Annotated in this window: 15 protein-coding genes; 11 read left to right on the forward strand and 4 right to left on the reverse strand. The window is 61.8% G+C overall.

The features are described 5' to 3' along the window. The first annotated feature begins 1 nt into the window (after position 1). Both KX729_RS15250 and KX729_RS15255 read left to right on the forward strand, forming a co-directional pair. On the forward strand, positions 2-415 hold the full coding sequence (locus KX729_RS15250; protein WP_219743326.1) for a Rieske (2Fe-2S) protein: 414 nt from the start codon (positions 2-4) through the stop codon (positions 413-415). A gap of 37 nt (positions 416-452) precedes the next feature. Continuing rightward, positions 453-1,472, forward strand: coding sequence for an extracellular solute-binding protein (locus tag KX729_RS15255; protein WP_219743327.1), 1,020 nt, complete (start codon positions 453-455; stop codon positions 1,470-1,472). A 95-nt stretch (positions 1,473-1,567) separates the two neighbouring features. Here the strand turns inward: KX729_RS15255 and KX729_RS15260 are convergent, their stop codons facing one another. Beyond that, positions 1,568-2,746, reverse strand: a complete 1,179-nt coding sequence (locus KX729_RS15260; RefSeq protein WP_219743328.1) for a thiolase family protein — start codon at positions 2,744-2,746, stop codon at positions 1,568-1,570. 55 nt (positions 2,747-2,801) lie between these two features. After that, positions 2,802-4,091 carry a beta-ketoacyl-ACP synthase II gene (gene fabF / locus KX729_RS15265; RefSeq protein WP_219743329.1) on the reverse strand — a complete coding sequence of 430 codons (1,290 nt, stop codon included), beginning with the start codon at positions 4,089-4,091 and terminating at the stop codon, positions 2,802-2,804. An 88-nt stretch (positions 4,092-4,179) separates the two neighbouring features. Between fabF and KX729_RS15270 the strand changes: the two genes are divergently transcribed. From KX729_RS15270 to KX729_RS15300, 7 genes are all read left to right on the forward strand, one after another. Beyond that, complete coding sequence (locus KX729_RS15270) at positions 4,180-4,752, forward strand: TetR/AcrR family transcriptional regulator (RefSeq protein ID WP_219743330.1); 573 nt, start codon at positions 4,180-4,182, stop codon at positions 4,750-4,752. A gap of 145 nt (positions 4,753-4,897) precedes the next feature. Then, on the forward strand, positions 4,898-6,508 hold the full coding sequence (locus KX729_RS15275) for an ABC transporter substrate-binding protein (protein ID WP_219743331.1): 1,611 nt from the start codon (positions 4,898-4,900) through the stop codon (positions 6,506-6,508). Between the two features lie 61 nt (positions 6,509-6,569). Beyond that, entirely contained in the window at positions 6,570-7,541 is a 972-nt protein-coding gene (locus KX729_RS15280; protein WP_246617621.1) for an ABC transporter permease, read from the forward strand. Continuing rightward, positions 7,538-8,368 carry an ABC transporter permease gene (locus KX729_RS15285; protein WP_219743333.1) on the forward strand — a complete coding sequence of 277 codons (831 nt, stop codon included), beginning with the start codon at positions 7,538-7,540 and terminating at the stop codon, positions 8,366-8,368. Before KX729_RS15280 ends, KX729_RS15285 begins: the two co-directional genes overlap by 4 nt. Further along, positions 8,365-9,147: an ABC transporter ATP-binding protein gene (locus KX729_RS15290; protein ID WP_219743334.1), complete on the forward strand. Its 783-nt coding sequence runs from the start codon at positions 8,365-8,367 to the stop codon at positions 9,145-9,147. Before KX729_RS15285 ends, KX729_RS15290 begins: the two co-directional genes overlap by 4 nt. Beyond that, positions 9,144-9,941: an ATP-binding cassette domain-containing protein gene (locus tag KX729_RS15295; RefSeq protein ID WP_219743335.1), complete on the forward strand. Its 798-nt coding sequence runs from the start codon at positions 9,144-9,146 to the stop codon at positions 9,939-9,941. Before KX729_RS15290 ends, KX729_RS15295 begins: the two co-directional genes overlap by 4 nt. After that, positions 9,931-11,022, forward strand: coding sequence for a pyridoxal-phosphate-dependent aminotransferase family protein (locus KX729_RS15300; protein ID WP_219743336.1), 1,092 nt, complete (start codon positions 9,931-9,933; stop codon positions 11,020-11,022). The genes KX729_RS15295 and KX729_RS15300 overlap by 11 nt, the downstream gene beginning before the upstream one ends. Before the next feature lie 63 nt (positions 11,023-11,085). Here the strand turns inward: KX729_RS15300 and KX729_RS15305 are convergent, their stop codons facing one another. Next, the gene (locus KX729_RS15305; RefSeq protein WP_219743337.1) at positions 11,086-12,642 is read right to left on the reverse strand and encodes a VOC family protein; all 1,557 of its coding nucleotides are present in this window, start codon (positions 12,640-12,642) and stop codon (positions 11,086-11,088) included. A gap of 213 nt (positions 12,643-12,855) precedes the next feature. Between KX729_RS15305 and KX729_RS15310 the strand changes: the two genes are divergently transcribed. Both KX729_RS15310 and KX729_RS15315 read left to right on the forward strand, forming a co-directional pair. Continuing rightward, positions 12,856-14,709: an ABC transporter ATP-binding protein gene (locus KX729_RS15310; RefSeq protein WP_219743338.1), complete on the forward strand. Its 1,854-nt coding sequence runs from the start codon at positions 12,856-12,858 to the stop codon at positions 14,707-14,709. 10 nt (positions 14,710-14,719) lie between these two features. Further along, the gene (locus tag KX729_RS15315; protein ID WP_219743339.1) at positions 14,720-16,621 is read left to right on the forward strand and encodes an ABC transporter ATP-binding protein; all 1,902 of its coding nucleotides are present in this window, start codon (positions 14,720-14,722) and stop codon (positions 16,619-16,621) included. A gap of 205 nt (positions 16,622-16,826) precedes the next feature. Here the strand turns inward: KX729_RS15315 and KX729_RS15320 are convergent, their stop codons facing one another. Continuing rightward, complete coding sequence (locus tag KX729_RS15320) at positions 16,827-17,975, reverse strand: M20 family metallopeptidase (protein WP_219743340.1); 1,149 nt, start codon at positions 17,973-17,975, stop codon at positions 16,827-16,829. Between the last annotated feature and the right edge of the window lie 91 nt (positions 17,976-18,066).

Raw genomic sequence — 18,066 nt, forward strand, 5'->3', positions numbered from 1 at the left:
CATGGCCCGTCACGTCGTCGCCAAGGTCGATGAACTCGATACTGGGAAGTCCAAGCTGGTGAAGGTCGCCGGCCGCGACATCGCCCTTTTCAACGTCAAGGGCGAATTCTTCGCCATCGCCAACCGCTGCCCGCATGAGGGCGCCGATCTTTGCCGCGGGCAGATGGTGGGCTTGGCCGAATCCGACGAGCCCGGCCAGTACCGCATGACGCGGCACGGCGAACTGGTTCGCTGCCCCTGGCATGGCTGGGAATTCGATATCCGCACCGGAAAGTCCTGGTGCGACCCGGCCCGTACCCGTGTCAAAAGTTTCGACGTCTCCGTTTCCAAGGGCGGAGCACTCACCGAAGGCCCTTACCAGGCCGAAACCTTTCCGGTCTCCATCGACGAGGATTATGTGGTCGTGGAGATCTGAAGACCTGAACCCCAAGCGAATACTCTAGGGAGGAGACATGTCGCTGATCAAGAAACTCACCGCATTGGCGCTCGGCGCGATGCTTGCCGGCCCGGCGCTGGCGCAGGATGCCGACTGGAACAAGGTGGTCGAAGCCGCCAAGAAGGAAGGCACCGTCGCCGTCTACAATTCGCAGCTCGGCGCGCCGAATTTCCTGGCTGTCATAGACTCGTTCCAGAAGAAATACGGCATCAAGGTCGAGTCTCTCGATCTGCGTGCCAGCGAACTGACCGAGCGCCTGCGCGCCGAACAGGCCGCCGGCCGTTTCATCGCCGATATCCAGATGCATTCGGCCAATTCCATCGAGACCGGCATCACGCAGGGCACCAATGTCGAGCCGCTCGGCAAGATCCCCAACGTCGCCAATATCCGCGAGGACATGCGCAAGGAAATCACCGACACGCATGTGCCGGGCTTCCTGCAGGCCTATGGCATTCTCGTCAACACCAGCCTCGTGAAACCGGAGGACGAGCCTAAGAGCTGGAAAGACCTCGCCGATCCGAAGTGGAAGGGCAAGCTGCTCTCCGACGACATGCGCCCGCTCGGCTCTGGCGGCACCATGTTCGTGGTCTTCAACAAGGCCTTCGGCCAGGCGTTCAACGAAAAGCTCGCCGAGAACAAACCGGTTTTCAGCCGCGATCTTCGCAACGATGCCAAGCGCGTCGCCCGCGGCGAATATCCGATCTACATGCCGCAGATGTTCGCCTTCGCGAATGACCTGAAAGGCCTGCCGATCAAGGTCGTCGTGCCGCCGGAAGGCGTGCCTTATGTCTCGATCCATTTCGCGATCATGAAGAACGCCCCGCATCCGAACGCCGCAAAGCTCTTCATCAACCATTTCCTCGACATGGAATCGCAGGTCACCTACGCCAAGGCCTGGATGCTGCCGGTCGCCAAGGGCGTCGAAGAGCAGCTCGATCCGGAATCGAAGCGGTTCGCCAGCGCCAAGCTGCTCGGTACGCGCGAGATGAACGAATATGGTCCGATGATGGACCTTGCCAAGAAAATCTATCCGTAAGGGTCAAACCCTTCGGCTCCCTCTGGCCCGGATAGACGAAAGCGCGGCGATCCCTCTCGCCGCGCTTTCTTATGCCTACCGACAGCAGATACGGCTCAGACTATTTCCAGTGCCAGCGCAATGCCCTGACCGCCGCCGATACAGAGCGTCACCACGCCCCGTTTCAGCCCGTCGCGCTGCATGGAATACAAGAGCCGCGTCGTCAGAATCGCACCGGTCGCGCCGATCGGATGACCGTGTGCCACGGCGCCACCCTCTACGTTGACGATATCCTCCGGCAGGCCAAGGTTTCTCAGGACGGCAAGCGGCACCGCCGCATAAGCCTCGTTGACCTCGATCCGCTCGATATCGCCGATCGTCCAGTTCGCCCGCTCCAGCGCCTGTTGAACGGCAGGCACTGGCGCCAGCGCAAACATGCCCGGCTCCATGGCGGCAACGCCGTATGAGACCAGCCGCGCGATCGGCTGCAAGCCCTTCTGTTCAGCAAAATCACGATTGGCGACGATCATTGCGGACGCGCCACTATTGAGGCCCGGCGCGTTGCCGGCCGTAATCGTCCCATCCGGACGAAACGCCGGTTTCAGCTTCCCGAGCCCTTCGACCGTCGTATCCGCGCGGGGCGTCTCATCCATATCGAACGACTTCACACCACCCTTGACCGGAATATCGATATCGACAATCTCGCCGGCAAAACGCCCCTCTGCCTGCGCGGCACTGAACCGTTGTTGCGAACGCGCCGCCCAGCGATCCTGATCTTCCCGACTGATCCGCTCAGAAGAGATCGCATCCTCCGTGTGCCAGCCGGAGTGCTTGTCGGAGAAGGCATCGTGCAATCCGTCCAGCAACATGCTGTCGTATATCTCCGCATGGCCCATGCGATAACCCCAGCGGCCATTGTTCATCAGGTAAGGAGCGCGATCCATATTCTCCATGCCGCCGGCAATCGCGGCTTTCGAATTGCCGAGCCAGATATCCTTGGCGGCACTGGCAATCGCCTCCGCCCCCGATCCGCAGACGCGGTTGACGGTGACGGCCGGAACCGAGACCGGCAATCCGCCATGGATCGCCGCCTGTCGCGCCGGGTTCATCCGGTTGCCGGCCTGGACGACATTGCCCATGGTGACGGATGCGATCTCGCCCTTGTCGAGCCCCGACCGCAACATTGTTCCGCGAATGGCGGCGGCCCCCAATTCGACCGCCGGAATGCCGGCCAGCGAACCGTTATATTTGCCGATCGCGGTACGGACCGGCGCAACGATGACCACGTCTGCCATGGAATTTCTCCTTCGTTTCAGCTCAAAACCACTACCCGCGCCTGCCGTGAATGCTTCAGTTGGCGCTCGCATCCCAGCGGCGCAGGATGACGCTGGCATTGACGCCCCCAAACCCGAAACCGTTGGACAGCGCATATTCGACCTGGGACTTGCGGGCCTGCGGGCCGATCAGATCCAGCCCTTCGGCTATCGAATCTGGGTCTTCCAAATTGAGGGTCGGCGGCAGAATACCGTCGCGAAGCGCAAGCGCCGTGATGATCGCCTCAAGCCCGCCTGCTGCGCCCAGAAGATGCCCGGTCGCCGACTTGGTCGAAGAAATCGCCGGCCCTTTGCCGGTGCCGAAGATCGCCTTGATCGCCGCAAGCTCGCCCGCATCGCCGACCGGCGTCGAGGTTGCGTGGGCGTTCAGGTAACCGATTGCTTCCGGCTCAAGTTCGGCCATCTGCAGCGCGCGGCGGATCGCCCTTTGCGCGCCGGCGCCGTCAGCGGGACCTGCCGTCAGGTGGTAGGCGTCGGCGGCAGTGCCATAACCGACCACTTCGACGAGCGGTGTCGCACCGCGAGCCAGCGCATGTTCCAGCGTCTCAATAACAACAATGCCGGCGCCCTCCCCCATGACGAAACCGTCGCGGCCGCTGTCGAAGGGTCGCGATGCCTTTTCCGGCGTATCGTTGAAGCCGCTCGAAAGCCCACGTGCTGCCGCAAACCCGCCAAGTGCCACGCGGTTGATGCAGGCTTCAGAGCCACCGCAGACGGCCACATCCACCTCGCCGGAACGGATCATCCGCACGCCGTCGCCAATCGCCTGAACGCTCGCCGCGCAGGCCGTGACCGGCGCGCCGATCGGTCCCTTGAAGCCGTAGCGGATCGAGACATGCCCGGCCGCGAGGTTGACGAGGAAGGCCGGCACCGTGAACGGCGAAAGCCGCCCGGCGCCGCGCGTGTCCACCGTCCGCACCGCCTCAGTGATCGTCTGGAAACCGCCGATACCGGAGGCGATCACGGTCGCGGTGCGCTCCTGCTTGTCCTCGTCGTCGGCAACCCAGCCGGACTGGTCCAGCGCCTGCCGTGTCGCTTCCAGCGCAAAGGCGATGAACCGGTCCATCTTCTTGCGGTCCTTTTGCGGCACCGCCTTGTCGATATCGAAACCCAGAGCGTCCTCCTCGACGGAAGGGACAACCCCACCGACCTTGGCGTCGATATCCGGCACCACTTCGTCACCAAGCCGGCGCAGGCCCGAGCGGCCCTCGATCAGCCGTTTCCACATCACCTCGGTTCCGCTGCCGAGTGGCGACACCACGCCCATTCCGGTGATGACAATTCGATCTCTCGCCTGGTTTGGCATGGGCATTCCTTTTAAATGATGATCATCATGTATTTCCCTTTAGATGATGATCGCCATATAAGTGTCAAGAGATGAGAAGGAGCAAAGCATGAGGGTGAGCCGCGAACAGGCCGGAGAAAACCGTTTTCGCGTCATTGCGATGGCGGGCGAACTTTTCCGTGAACGCGGCTTCGACGGCATCGGCATTGCCGACCTGATGAAGGCTGCGGGCCTCACCCATGGCGGCTTTTACGGGCAGTTCAAATCCAAGATGGATCTTGCGGCCGAAGCATCCCGGCAGGCGCTTGCCGCCAATGCCACGCTCTGGCGCGAGACGATCAACCGCACCCGGGACAGGGCGCTCAGCGCCATTACCGGCATGTATCTGGCCCGTCCGAACCTCATCATGCGCGCCAAGGGCTGCACCTTCGCGTCGCTAGGCGCCGACGCCGCCCGCCAGGATGACGAGATCAAGGCGGTCTTTGCCGAAGGCATCGAAACCCATCTGAAACTGCTTCAGGAAATCATCGAGGGTAATGGCGACGAGGACCGCCGGCGCAGAGCGATCGTGGTTCTGTCGCAAATGGTCGGCGCGATGACGCTTGCCCGCGCCGTTGGCGACACGCCATTCGCCGAGGAAATCCTCGCCGCAGTCCGCGACGAACATCAGACCCGCCATTAAGCCTTTCTATCGCAAAGGAAATGCAATTCTCCTGACCGGAGCAATGAGAATTTGTTCCCGAATGCGATGAAGTGAAATTTCCTGCCTGTGCGTCAGGCAATTTCGCTGGCAATATCCTGACCAATAAAAGCATCAGGAGAGACCCATGACGATCGCCCATCTATCCCGACGCACTCTTTTGCAGGCAGGCGCCGCCCTGGCCGCCTCGACCGCGCTCCCGACATTCGCTCATGCCCAGGCAGCGACTGCCGGTGGCCGCCTGATCGTCGCAGCCGATTCCGAACCGAAGAACCTTAACCCGGCGATCGTAGCGTCGAACGGTGTGTTCTTCATCGCCAGCAAAGTCGTGGAGACACTCGCAGAGGCCTCCTTCAGCGGCAAGGACGGCCTGAGCCCCCGCCTCGCCACGTCCTGGGAAGGTTCCGCGGACGGCAAGTCCGTTACCTTCAAGCTTCGCGAAGGCGTGAAATGGCATGACGGCAAGCCGTTCACCTCGGCCGACGTCGCGTTCTCCGCGCTCAAGATCTGGAAGCCGCTTCAAAATCTCGGCCGCCTCGTCTTCGCCAATCTCGAAGACGTCGAGACGCCCGACGATACCACCGCTATCTTCAAATTCTCCAAGCCGACACCGCTGCAGCTCATCCGCAATGCGTTGCCAGTGGTCAGCAGTGTTGTGCCGAAGCATGTCTACGAAGGCTCCGACATCAACGCCAGTCCGGCCAATGTGAAGCTCATCGGCACCGGCCCGTTCAAGTTCACCGAATACAAGCCGGGCGAATATTACCGCCTCACCAGGAATGCCGACTACTGGAACAAGGGCGAACCGAAGCTCGACGAAGTGATCTTCCGCGTCCTGCCCGATCGCGCCGGCGCCGGTGCGGCACTGGAGGCGGAGGAAATCCAGCTCGCAGCCTTCTCGGCCGTGCCGCTCACCGATCTTTCCCGCATTTCCAAGGTGCCGGGCATCAAGGTGATTTCCAAGGGCTACGAGGCGCTCACCTATCAGCTGGTCATCGAGATCAACCATCGCCGCAAGGAACTGGCTGACGTGAAGGTCCGCCAGGCCATCGCCCATGCCATCGACAAGAAATTCGTCGTCGATACGATCTTCCTCGGTTACGCCGCCGCCTCGACCGGTCCGGTGCCGAAAAACGCGCCGGAATTCTACGACCCAACCGTTCCGACCTATGCCTTCGACGTCGCCAAGGCCAATGCCCTTCTCGACGAGGCCGGTTACAAGAAGGGCGCCGACGGCAAGCGCTTCGCGCTGAAACTCCGTCCCGCGCCCTATTTCAACGAAACGAAGCAGTTTGGGGACTATCTGCGCCAGGCACTTTCCGCCGTCGGCATCGACGCTCAGCTCGTCAACGCGGATGCCGCCGCCCACCAGAAAGCGGTCTATACCGACCATGATTTCGACCTTGCCATCGGCCCGCCGGTCTTCCGTGGCGATCCGGCAATTTCGACGACCATCCTCGTCCAGTCCGGCATTCCGGACGGCGTGCCCTTCTCCAACCAGGGCGGATACGCCAGCAAGGAACTGGACGACGTCATCGCCAAGGCTGCCGTGACGGTCGATACGGCTGCCCGCACCGACCTCTACAAGCAGTTCCAGAAGCTTGTCGCGACCGACCTTCCACTGATCAACGTTGCGGAATGGGGATTTATCTCCGTCGCACGCGATACCGTAGTCAACGTCTCCAACAATCCGCGCTGGGCGGTTTCGAACTGGTCGGATACCACGCTGAAATCATGATAGGCTGACGGTTCAGAATCCGAATCTCGAGGCCTTCCGTAGCGTGAACCGTGCCCTTCGAATGATCAGGCGACGCGCGATCAGCAGCATTCCCGTGCTGCTGATCGTCATCATCTTGACCTTTCTTCTGCTTGAATCCGCCTCTGGCGACGCGGTCGATGCCTATCTGCTGTCGATCGGTGGCGGCGATGCGATCGTGGCGAAGTCTCTGCGTCAATCCTACGGCCTCGACCAGTCCATGCTGGCCCGTCTCTGGCTCTATTTCACGTCGCTGGCAAAGCTCGATCTGGGCTGGTCCGTCGCATTCGGCCGCCCTGTTCTCGATCTCATCCTCGAACGATTGCCCAACACGCTCCTTCTGATGGGCAGCGCCACGGCATTGTCCTTCGGCCTCGGTTCCGCGCTCGGCATCGTCGCCGGCGCAAAGCCGGAAAGCATAAGGGACAGAACGCTCTCCGCCGTTTCCCTGATTCTCTACGCGATCCCGAGCTTCTGGCTCGGCCTCGTTCTGTCCATCGTCTTTGCCGTACAGCTGCGCTGGCTGCCGACCTCCGGCATCGAAACGATCGCCTCCGGCAAGGTCGGCCTTGCCCGGGCCGCCGACATTGCCCGTCACCTCGTCCTGCCGGTAGGTACACTTGCCCTTATCTACATGGCATTATTCATCCGTGTAATGCGTGCCGGCATGGCGGAGGCCTGGCAACTCGATTTCGTTCTCTTCGCCCGTTCCAAGGGGCTTTCCCGAACACGGATCGTGCTTCGCCACGTGGCGCGCAACGCGCTTCTACCGCTCGTCACTATGCTCGGCCTGCAATCTGCCGCCATGATCGGCGGCAGTGTCGTGATCGAAAGCATCTTCGCCATTCCGGGTTTCGGCCGATTGGCGCAGGAAGCGGTGAGCGGCCGCGATGCACCGCTCCTGATGGGCATCATCGTCGTCAGCGCCGTGCTGGTGATCTGCGTCAACCTGGTCGTGGACCTTGTCTATACCGCGCTCGACCCGCGCGTCGGCGCGTCGGAGAACCGCGCATGAGGTGGCTTCGCAATGTCGCCGGAACTCCCGAAGGCGCGATAGGCCTCGGTATTCTGCTGCTTCTGGGCCTGATCGCGCTTTTCGCGCCGATCCTGTCGCCGGGCGATCCGTTACGCATTGCCGGCCAACCGCTGCTCGCGCCGTTTACCGATCCAAGCTTCCCGCTCGGCACCGATCGTCTCGGCCGTGACGTATTGGCCGGCATCCTTCACGGAACGCGAACGTCGCTTGCAGTCGGCATTGCTGCGGCACTTGCCGCAATCGCTATCGGCCTCTGCATCGGCCTGACGGCGGGCCTGGCGGGTGGGCTCGTCGATGAGGCCCTGATGCGCGTCGTCGATGCGTTCCAGATCGTCCCGAGCTTCCTGCTGGCGCTCGCCTTCGTCAGCGTCATCGGCGCATCGGTGCCGGTCGTGGTCGTGGCCATTGCGCTGGGCGCCTGGGCCGATCCCGCGCGGCTGACACGGGCACAGGTCTTGTCGATCCGCGAACGAGATTACGTCGCCTCCGCCCGCGTGATCGGCATGCATCCCGCCGAGATCGCCTTCCGGCAGATCCTGCCGAATGCCTTGCCGCCGGTGCTGGCACTCTCGGCGATCATCGTCGCCGCCGCTATCCTCACCGAAGCGGCCCTCTCATTCCTCGGACTCGGCGACCCGAACGTCGTCACCTGGGGCTCGATGATTGCGGAAGGCCGCAATATCCTGCGTTCCTCGCCGTCGCTTTCCATCTTTCCGGGCATCGCACTCGTCATCACCGTGATCGGCGTCTACCTCTTCAGCGAGGGACTGAACAAGGTGCTCGCCGGACGCAGGGGGCGCGTATGAGCATGCTTTGCGAAATCCGCGATCTTGCGGTCACCTATCGAAGCCAGAAGGTTCCGGCGCTAACGGATGTGAACCTTGGCATCGAAGCGGGAAAGAGGCTGGCGATCATCGGTGAAAGCGGTTCGGGCAAAAGCACGCTCGCTCGTACGCTGGCGGGCCTTCTGCCGGCCGGAGCGAAAATCTCCGGCAATATTGAGTGGCAGAGCGGAAAATCACCCGTTGCCGGCCGTGATCTCGGCTTCGTTTTCCAGGACCCGACCTCCAGCCTCAACCCGGTGCTGACGATCGGCGAACAGGTGGCGGAGAGCGCACGGCGCCATCTCGGCCTTTCGTGGAAGGATGCGCAGATCCGCGCCTTGGAAATGCTGGAGCGCGTGCGCATTCCGCAACCGGAAAATGCATCCAGGGCATTCCCCCATCAGCTTTCCGGTGGCCAGCGGCAGCGCGTGGCGATCGCCGCTGCGCTGGCAGCGAGACCAAAAATTCTGATCGCCGACGAAGCGACCAGTGCTCTCGACATGGTCGTACAGGCAGAGATCGTCTCGCTCCTCGACGAACTGGTGCGCGAAGCCGGCATGACGCTGATCTTCATCACGCACGATATCGCGCTCGCATCTGGTTTTACGGATCACATCGCCATATTCAAGGACGGCAGCCTGATCGAATCCGGACCGACAATCGCGATTCTTTCATCCCCTCACGCGACCTATACGAAAACACTCCTCGCCAGCCATCGCGATCTCTCGACTCCACCGCTGATCGCGGAGGCAGTCATATGACCCTGTTGGAAATCGAAAGACTATCGAAACGGTTTTCATCCGGCAGCCGCGATGTGGCCGCATTGAACGACGTCTCGCTGTCGCTCGCTCCCGCCGAAACGCTTGGCCTCGTCGGTGCGTCGGGAAGCGGCAAATCGACCCTCGCCCGTATCCTGATGCGCCTGATCCCGGCAGATGGCGGCGCGATCCGCTTCGAGGGCGAAGACTGGCTTTCGTTGTCGGGCGCCGACCTGCGCCGTCGCCGGGCGCGTATCCAGATGGTCTTTCAGGATGTTTTGGGCGCTTTTAATCCGCGTGCCACCGTCGGCTCGGTGCTCGACGATCCGCTACGCATCCATAACATCGTTCCCAAAGCAGATCGGCGACGGGAAATTGCAGCCCTGCTGGATCGTGTCGGCCTGCCGGCGGATTATGCCGACCGTTCCATACGCGATGTCTCCGGCGGCCAGCGGCAAAGGATCGCCATTGCACGGGCGATCGCGACGCAACCCTCACTGATCGTCCTTGACGAGGCGGTATCCGCCCTCGACGTTTCGATCCGCGGCAAGATCCTTGAACTATTGGTGGAGTTGCAGCGGGAACGCGGCATCGCCTATCTATTCGTATCGCACGATCTTTCCGTGCTGCGCGCCGTCTCGCACCGGATCGCGGTCATGGATGCCGGCCGACTGGTGGAAACGGGAGCCGCCGGCCGGGTGATCGAAAATCCGCATTCCGCAGCCGCACACGCGCTGATCGCCGCCGTGCCGCGCCTCGTGACTGGAATACCGCAAGGACCTTCGCATGACCTCTGACTTCTGGCATCCACTGCACGATACGCCTGCCTTTCCCTCCGCGCGTTACGCTGCGGTTGCCGACCGGCTCGGCAAGGTCCTGAAGACGAAGAACGACATTCTGCTGATCCAGGCGGAAGCAGTCGTCGCGCTTGAGGCTGTCGCCGTAAGCCTTACCCGACCGGATTTGAAAACCGTCAATATTGCCACCAGCATGTATGGCGGCTGGTTTGGCCAATGGATGCGCCGAGGGGGCGCCGACGTCATCGAACTGAAAGCCGAGCCCGCCCGCCCGATCGATACGGCAGCGGTCGAAGCGATATTGAATTCCAATCCGGATACCAAGGTCCTGGCATTCGTCCACGCGGAATCGGCGAGCGGCATCCGCAATCCGCTGGAGGAAATCGTTGCACTCGCTCGCGCCCGCGGCATCGTCACGGTCGTCGATGCGGTCGCTTCGGTCGGTGGCCACGCGCTTGATGTCGATCAGCTCGGCATCGACATCGCGGTGATCGGTCCGCAAAAGGCACTCGCCGGTCCGGCTGGCCTTTCAGCGATCTCGATCAGCCCGGCCGCCTGGAAACTGATTTCTGAAGCAAACGGCCCAAGGGATTCAGTTCTTTCGCTTCTCGACCAGAAGGCGTGGCTCGAGTCAGGCCGCGGCATGCTTCCCGGAACGACCGCGCCGCTGGAATTCTTCGCGCTCGAAGCGGCGCTCGACCGTGCCGAAGCGGAAGGCATCGATCAGGTCGTCGCGCGGCATGTGCGAGCCGCGAGAGCGACCCGGGCAGCTCTTGCCGCCATGCGCGCCGAACTCTGGGTGGAACTGACCAAGGGCTCCAATCTCGTCACGACAGTTAAACTGCCGCAGGGCATCGACCCCGACGCGCTGCTTTCCGTTGCGCCACGCGTCATGGAGCTTTCGGCCGGCGTCGGGCCGGGCGCGGAACGGTTGATCCGGCTGAACCATACCGGCCGGCGCGCGCGCTTCGACAGCGTTCTCGGCAATGTCACGGCCTTCGGCATGGGCTTGCGGCGACTGGGCTTCAAGGCGGACATCTCGGCCGCGGTCGATGCGATTGCGCTGCATTACGGGGATTAGAAAATCGCATCGTAACCTGCGCATCCTCGACACAAGGCCGAGGATGACGATACGGCTAGGTTGTCACGAGAAGCGTTCGACCAACCACTGGCGAGAAATCATCTCGTCTTCATGACCAATGCCGTGGTTGGCATCGAGCTTTTGCGCGGCCACGTCCGCGCCCGCATCCCGTAACCGGCCTTCGATTTCCGCCGCCAGATGACCGTAGAAATCATCCTTCGCGCTGAGCGAGAGAACCTGCGTTCCGGAAAGATCGGCAACAGGCTTCTCCTCCAGGCAATTCATCGAGCGTAAAAGCACCGCCTTGCGGATCACCCCCGGATGAAGCTGCATGACTGCGCCGATCATGTTGCCGCCGTTCGACCAGCCGACAAAGCCGGTCCGCGCCGGATCGATACCATAGGCCGGTACCAGTTCTTCCACGAAAGCGGCGAACGCCTCCGCCTCCGAAACGATCTCCTTCTGATCGAAGGTCGTCCGGCTGAAGCGGCGGAAATAGCGCGGATGCCCTTCGTCGTTGGAGCGCCCGCGCACGCCGATGAGCATGGCATTCGGCATGGTGTTGCGGCCGAAAGGCAGCATCGTTATTTCATTGCCACCGGTGCCGTGTAAAAGGACCAGCGTCGAACCGTCCCATTCCTCCGGCATATGGATGCGATGCACGAAAGGCAGATCGCGATAGATCACGCGCTCTTCGCCCGGCAGGCCGAACTGCGGCAGCATGACCCGCAATATGTCTGGATCCTGCTTGAAATGTTTTGGAATGAAGAGCTGCGTCCCGAGCGTATCCTGCGTCTCGTCCGTCGCAAATCCCGGCCCGTCGCTCGCAAGTTCGATCAGTGTCCCGCCCGGTTCGCGCACATAGAGCGAATAGAAATATTCTCGATCATGCATATTCATCTCGCCCGCATTTTCGGCAGCCAGACCCGCATGCACCTCTTCCACCTTTGCCCGATCGGGCGCACGGAGCGCGATATGATCGATCGTCCCGGTACCGGGCGCCGCCGTCCAGAAACCGCCCGCATCACGCACATCGACGACATCCATCGCATCGGACACCAGCCGCTGGATGGTCCCTTCCTTGGCGCCGAGCCGCAGGCCCATATGCCGGGTCAGAAATTCAGCCGTCTCATCCGGCTTTTCGGAAAGAATAGTCGCGCCGCGCAGCCTGCGGATCGCATCCGGTTCGGCAATGCCGCCACCCTCCCACCAGACCCACGGAGCGATCTCCCCGACACCGACAAGCTTGATGATGATTCCATCCGGATCGGTCAGGCGCAGGACGGGCTCGCCGAATTCCTGCGCCGGCCCGGAAAGCTTGATGTTGTGCTGGAGGGCCCGCGTCAGCCAGAAGCCGATAGCCTCCGGTGAAATAGCAAAACTGATTTCGCTTGGCGCGCCATGCCCGACGCGCCCGAACGACCCGTCTTCCCAGGCAAGGAACGTCACCAGCGAACCGGGTGATGCAGCGCCATCGCCATAGAACAGATGAAGCTGCTGCGCATCTTCGAAACCCGCTGTACGCTTGACAAGCCGCAAGCCCAGGAAACCGACGTAGAAATCCACATTTGCCTGGATTTTACGGGTAATGGCGGTGATGTGGTGGAGGCCGCTTGTCATGAAACTCGCCTGGCTGAACAATCCGATGCGTTTCCTTTGGAAGAAAACCGGCCGGCGCGCAACCGCCGCCGTCATCCAATGAAATTTGCTTTTATCAAATCTGTTGACCGACTCGATCACTTATGTTCGCTAGACATGACCATTCATTCACCTCAGAATGGCCGTCTTCCCGGATTTTTATCCGGTTCATTGATTCATTTTTGGAATAAGACCGTGAGCAGCGATGCAACAGATCGCGTCGCGAAGCCGTTGGCTTCGCTGGCGCTGGTGAATGCAGCGGGTTGGGGCAAGGGCTTCTCGATCCTCACCCGCATTACCGTCATGGCGTTTCGCCATCCCTGGCAATCGAGCTTCGCCATCGGCGCGACACTCGTGGCATCCACCTTCCAGCTGATGATCCCGCGGCTTCTCGGCCAAGCGGTCGATCACACGCAGGTGGCGCTGACCGGCGGCAATGCCGGCCAGATGGCCCAGGACGCGCTGCTCACCACAGCGCTCCTGCTGCTCGGCGCCAGCGTGCTGCGCGGTATCTTCACGCTGATCCAGAACTATTACAGCGAAGCGGTCGGCCACCATATGGGCTACCGGCTGCGGCTGGCCTGTTACGAGAAGATCCAGCGGCTTTCCTTCAGCTTCCACGACAGCATGCATTCGGGCGACCTGATCACCGTTGGCCTGCTCGATCTGGAAGGCGTGCGCATGTATTTCTCGACCGCCCTAGTCCGCATGGTGCTCCTCACCATGTTGATCGGCATCGGCGCCTACATGCTTATTTCGACGGACGTGGTTCTTGGGCTGTTGGCACTCAGCTTTGTGCCCTTCGTCGGCTGGCGCTCGTCGGTCACCCAGTTGCGCCTGCGCGCGACCTGGCTCGATCTGCAGGAGCGCCTTTCGGTCCTCACCCGCGTGATGGAAGAAAATCTCGGCGGCATCCGCGTCGTCCGCGCTTTCGCAGCGCAGGAACACGAGATGGACAAGTTCGAAGTCGCCTCACAGAGCGCGGTCACGCTCGCCCATCAGCGCGTCGGCATCCGCGTCGCCAATACCAGCGCCATGACCCTCTCGTTCTTCGCAGCCATGGGCCTCGTGCTTTGGGTTGGCGGCACCAAGGTCATGGCAGGCCAGATGACGGTCGGCACGCTGACCTCCTTCCTCACCTTCATGACCATCCTGCAAATGCCGGTTCGCCAACTCGGCTTGATGGTCAACGCCTTTGCCCGCGCCTCGACTTGCGGCGCCCGCCTGTTCGAACTGCTCGATCTCGACATCGCCATCAAGGACGGAAAGAACGCCAGCGAACTGAAGGTCACCGACGGCACGCTGCGCTTCGAAAACGTCAACTTCGCCTATCCGAGCGCCGCCAAGAACCAAGTGCTCACCGGCGTCACCTTCGAGGCCAAGCGCGGCGAGACGATCGGCATCGTCGGTCCTCCGGGCAGCGGCAAGTCCACCCTCGCCCACCTGATCCCTCGCTTCTACGACGTCAGTGGCGGCAGGATCACCATCGATGGGCAAGACATCCGCACGGCGACGCTGCAGTCGCTGCGCCGATCGGTCGGCGTCGTGCAGCAGGATTCGTTCCTGTTCACCACGACGATCGAGAACAACATTGCCTATGGTGACCCATGGGCGAAGGAAGCCCGTATCGAGCGCGCCAGCGAAAGCGCCCAGCTGCACAATTACGTACTCGGCCTGCCGACCGGTTACGAGACTGTGGTCGGCGAACGCGGCGTGTCTCTCTCCGGCGGTCAGCGCCAGCGCCTGTCGATCGCCCGCGCCCTGATGTTGCGTCCCGCCGTCATGGTCTTCGACGATTCCACGGCCGCGATCGACGCCGGCACCGAACAGCGCATCCGTTCCGCCATGCGCAAATACGCGGCAGAGCGCGTGACGCTGATCGTCGCGCATCGGCTGAGTTCGCTGATGCATGCCGACCGCATCCTCTTCATGGAGGACGGCCGCATCGTCGAAAGCGGTACCCACGAGGAGCTTCTGGCACTCGGCGGACGATACAAGGCACTTTACGATCTGCAGGTTCGTCCCGGCGACGACATATTGAGCGCCTGAGGAGGACGACATGGCAGAAGAACTGGAAACCGAACGCGCCGACGTCCGCGAAGACGGCCGCCGGCCGCCCCGTGCCGTGGTCGGCTCGCACCGCATCGAAGAGGAAATCTTCGGCAAGGTGTTCGACAGCAATATCATCAAGCGCATCTGGACCTTCGTCGAGCCTTATCGCACGAAGATCTATTGGGCGGTGGCTGCCGTCCTGAGCTTCACGGCGATGCAGCTCCTCATTCCCCTGATCATCCGATATGCGATCGACCACGGCATGCAGCAGGGCAGCGCCGACTGGCACGTACTCACTTGGTCGATCGTCGTTTTCCTCGTGGCAATCATCATCAATTTCGGGGCGAGCTACCTGCAGGAAATGCTGGTCGGCGGCGTCGCTGAAGACGTGCTTTTCGACATCCGCAAGGCGATGTTCAGCCATCTGCAGCGGGTTTCACTTTCCTGGATGGACAAGACGGAAGTCGGCCGGCTGATGTCGCGCCTGCAGGGCGACGTCAACTCCATGCAAGAATTCCTCGAAACCTCCGTGCTTTCGGTCGGCGATATAGCGCTGCTGTTCGGCATCGTCTTCGTAATGCTCTATCTGGACTTCAAGCTCGGACTGCTGACGCTCTGCGCCCTGCCGGTCCTGTTCGTCGTCCGCCTTTTCTGGCTGCCGCGCGCCAGAAAATCGTTCATGGCGGCGCATGAGACCAACTCGATCGCCAATGGCGCCTTGGCCGAAGCCATTCACGGCGTGCGCGCTGTCCAGAGCATGGACCGTGAGCGCGTCAACTTCATGCTTTACGACGACAAGGCGCATGCCAACCTCCGGACCCATCTGACGGCGGCAAAATACGCGCAGGTCATGGTACCGATCGTAGACTCTCTGACCGGTCTCGCGATGGCGCTCGTCATCGTCGTCGGCGGTTCGCGCGTGCTGAACCAGGCGCTCGACGTCGGCGTCATGGTCGCATTCCTCTTCTACATCCAGCGCTTCTTCGACCCGATCCGTTCGCTCACCCTGCAATATTCCGTCATGCAGCGCGCCATGGCATCCGGCCAGCGCCTGACCGAAGTGCTCGACGTGCCGGTAGACATTCAGGATGCGCCGAACGCCAAGGTACTTTCGCCGGATATGGACGGCTCGGTCGAGTTCAAGGACGTGGTCTTCGGCTACAATCCGAAACATCCGGTGTTGAAACATGTCAGCTTCAAGGTGAACCCGGGTGAGACGGTCGCGCTGGTCGGCCCCACCGGCTCCGGCAAGTCGAGCTGCATGTCGCTGATCCATCGCTTCTACGAAGTACAGGGCGGCCAGGTTCTGGTCGGCGGCCACGACGTGCGGGACCTGACCCAGGATTCGCTTGGCCGGCAGATCGCCATGGTTCTGCAGGAGCCCTTCCTGTTCACCGGCACGGTGTTCGACAATATCCGCTATCACAAGACCGATGCGACACGTGAAGAGGTGATCGAGGCGGCCAAGACCGTCGGCGCCCACGACTTCATCATGCGCATGCCCGGCGGCTATGACGGCATTCTCGGCCAGCGCGGCGGCAACCTGTCGCTCGGCCAGCGCCAGCTGATCAGCTTCGCCCGCGCGCTCGTCGCTGACGCCAAAATCCTCGTGCTCGACGAGGCGACAGCCAATATCGACAGCTATACGGAAATGCTGATCCAGAAGGCGCTGGTCAAGCTGCTCGAAGGCCGCACCGGCCTCGTCATCGCTCACCGTCTGGCGACCATCCGCGAGGCCGACCGCATCATCGTGCTGCAGAACGGCGAGCTGATCGAAAGCGGCAACCACACGGAACTGATGCGCAACAGGAAGCTCTACTCGAAGCTCTATAACCTCAACTATGCGTCGTTCGACGACATTCCCGAGGATGTGCTGGACGAGGCGGTGACGACCGGGCAGGCGACTTGAGGATTTAGCGGGCAAACACATAGCTCTGCCCCTCATCCGCCTGCCGGCACCTTCTCCCCGTTTTGACGGGGAGAAGGAAGTATGCCGCACCGGCTTTAAGCTATCTCGACCCAGCTTGGGGCACGTCCCCTCTTCCCGCATGCGGGGAGAGGGTTAGGGTGAGGGGCAAACTCAGGTGCCATCCGCCTCATCGGCGGATGCTCGGTTACTTCGCTTCCAGCTCGATCATCAAATTGGCAAGCAACGCAGTCCGCGGCGCAACGCTGCTGACAAAAATATGCTCGTTGAACGTATGCGGACCGGCGCCATCCGCGCCGAGACCATCGAGCGTCGGTACACCGAGCGCGGCGGTAAAATTGCCGTCCGAACCGCCACCCGTCGCCATGCCTTCCAGCACGATGCCGAGATTGCCGGCGATGCCTGCCGCCACGTCGAACAGGCGCCTGCCCTCGTCCGACTGAGCGAAGGGCGGCCGGTTCATCCGGCCGTCGATCTCGAACGTGATATCCGGATCGATCGGCAGCATCGCCTCAATCTTACCGGTAATTTCTTGGGCAACTGCATCGTTCGGCACCCGCACATCGACCTGCAGCTTGCATTCCGCCGGAACCGTATTGCGACCCGTGCCGCCCTGGATCGTACCGACAGTCACGGTGACGCCACGCTCCGTATCGTTGAGCGCCTCAAGCTCCAGCACCAGTCGGGCCGCCGCGCGGATCGCACTGCGACCATCCTGCGGCCTTGCACCCGCATGTGCCGCACGACCACGCACCACCACGTCATACATCGCAACGCCCTTGCGGGCGACGACCACCTTGCCGCCGTCGCGGGCCGGCTCGACCACCAGCGTGTAACCGGCCTTGCGGGCGGCATCTTCCATGAATGCACGCGAGGAAAGGCTGCCCATCTCCTCATCCGGTACGAAGATCAGGTCGATCGGCATCTTGCTGCCATGCTTCAACGCAATTTTCATTGCTTCCAGCGCCATCAGCGCGCCGGATTTCATGTCGTAGATGCCGGGGCCAAAAAGCTTGTCGCCTTCGAGCCGCATCTTCAGCTGGTCGTTAATAACGCCGACCGCATGAACTGTATCGAGATGCGCGAGAATGAGCACCGTCTTCTCGTTGCTGCCGGCCGGACGCGGCGAGCGCACTGCGAGGATATCGCCGAAGCCGAGCGTACCGGGAAGCCGTTCCGTTTCCAGCTCCGCCGCCTTGGCGATGCCTTCGACACGATCAACCAACCGGTTGACGGCTTCGGCATTCAGCGTCGGCGTCTCCACCTCCACCCACTGTTTCAGCTCTTCGATCAAAGCCTTGTCGTCAATGTCTTGTGCGGAAATGGCAAGCGTCATGGAAATACCTTGAATGCTTCGAAGGGACGGAATGGTTAGGTCCGCCACTATAATGAGCCGGGTACGGATCGCCAGACCTAATGCCGGGAAA

The organism is Neorhizobium populisoli, assembly GCF_019430945.1.
Classification (GTDB): Bacteria; Pseudomonadota; Alphaproteobacteria; order Rhizobiales; family Rhizobiaceae; genus Neorhizobium; species Neorhizobium populisoli.

Coding starts and splice junctions, on each gene's coding strand:
- KX729_RS15250 (WP_219743326.1), top strand. CDS start 2: ATGGCCCGTCACGTCGTCGCCAAGGTCGATGAACTCGATACTGGGAAG.
- KX729_RS15255 (WP_219743327.1), top strand. CDS start 453: ATGTCGCTGATCAAGAAACTCACCGCATTGGCGCTCGGCGCGATGCTT.
- KX729_RS15260 (WP_219743328.1), bottom strand. CDS start 2,746: ATGGCAGACGTGGTCATCGTTGCGCCGGTCCGTACCGCGATCGGCAAA.
- fabF (WP_219743329.1), bottom strand. CDS start 4,091: ATGCCAAACCAGGCGAGAGATCGAATTGTCATCACCGGAATGGGCGTG.
- KX729_RS15270 (WP_219743330.1), top strand. CDS start 4,180: ATGAGGGTGAGCCGCGAACAGGCCGGAGAAAACCGTTTTCGCGTCATT.
- KX729_RS15275 (WP_219743331.1), top strand. CDS start 4,898: ATGACGATCGCCCATCTATCCCGACGCACTCTTTTGCAGGCAGGCGCC.
- KX729_RS15280 (WP_246617621.1), top strand. CDS start 6,570: ATGATCAGGCGACGCGCGATCAGCAGCATTCCCGTGCTGCTGATCGTC.
- KX729_RS15285 (WP_219743333.1), top strand. CDS start 7,538: ATGAGGTGGCTTCGCAATGTCGCCGGAACTCCCGAAGGCGCGATAGGC.
- KX729_RS15290 (WP_219743334.1), top strand. CDS start 8,365: ATGAGCATGCTTTGCGAAATCCGCGATCTTGCGGTCACCTATCGAAGC.
- KX729_RS15295 (WP_219743335.1), top strand. CDS start 9,144: ATGACCCTGTTGGAAATCGAAAGACTATCGAAACGGTTTTCATCCGGC.
- KX729_RS15300 (WP_219743336.1), top strand. CDS start 9,931: ATGACCTCTGACTTCTGGCATCCACTGCACGATACGCCTGCCTTTCCC.
- KX729_RS15305 (WP_219743337.1), bottom strand. CDS start 12,642: ATGACAAGCGGCCTCCACCACATCACCGCCATTACCCGTAAAATCCAG.
- KX729_RS15315 (WP_219743339.1), top strand. CDS start 14,720: ATGGCAGAAGAACTGGAAACCGAACGCGCCGACGTCCGCGAAGACGGC.
- KX729_RS15320 (WP_219743340.1), bottom strand. CDS start 17,975: ATGACGCTTGCCATTTCCGCACAAGACATTGACGACAAGGCTTTGATC.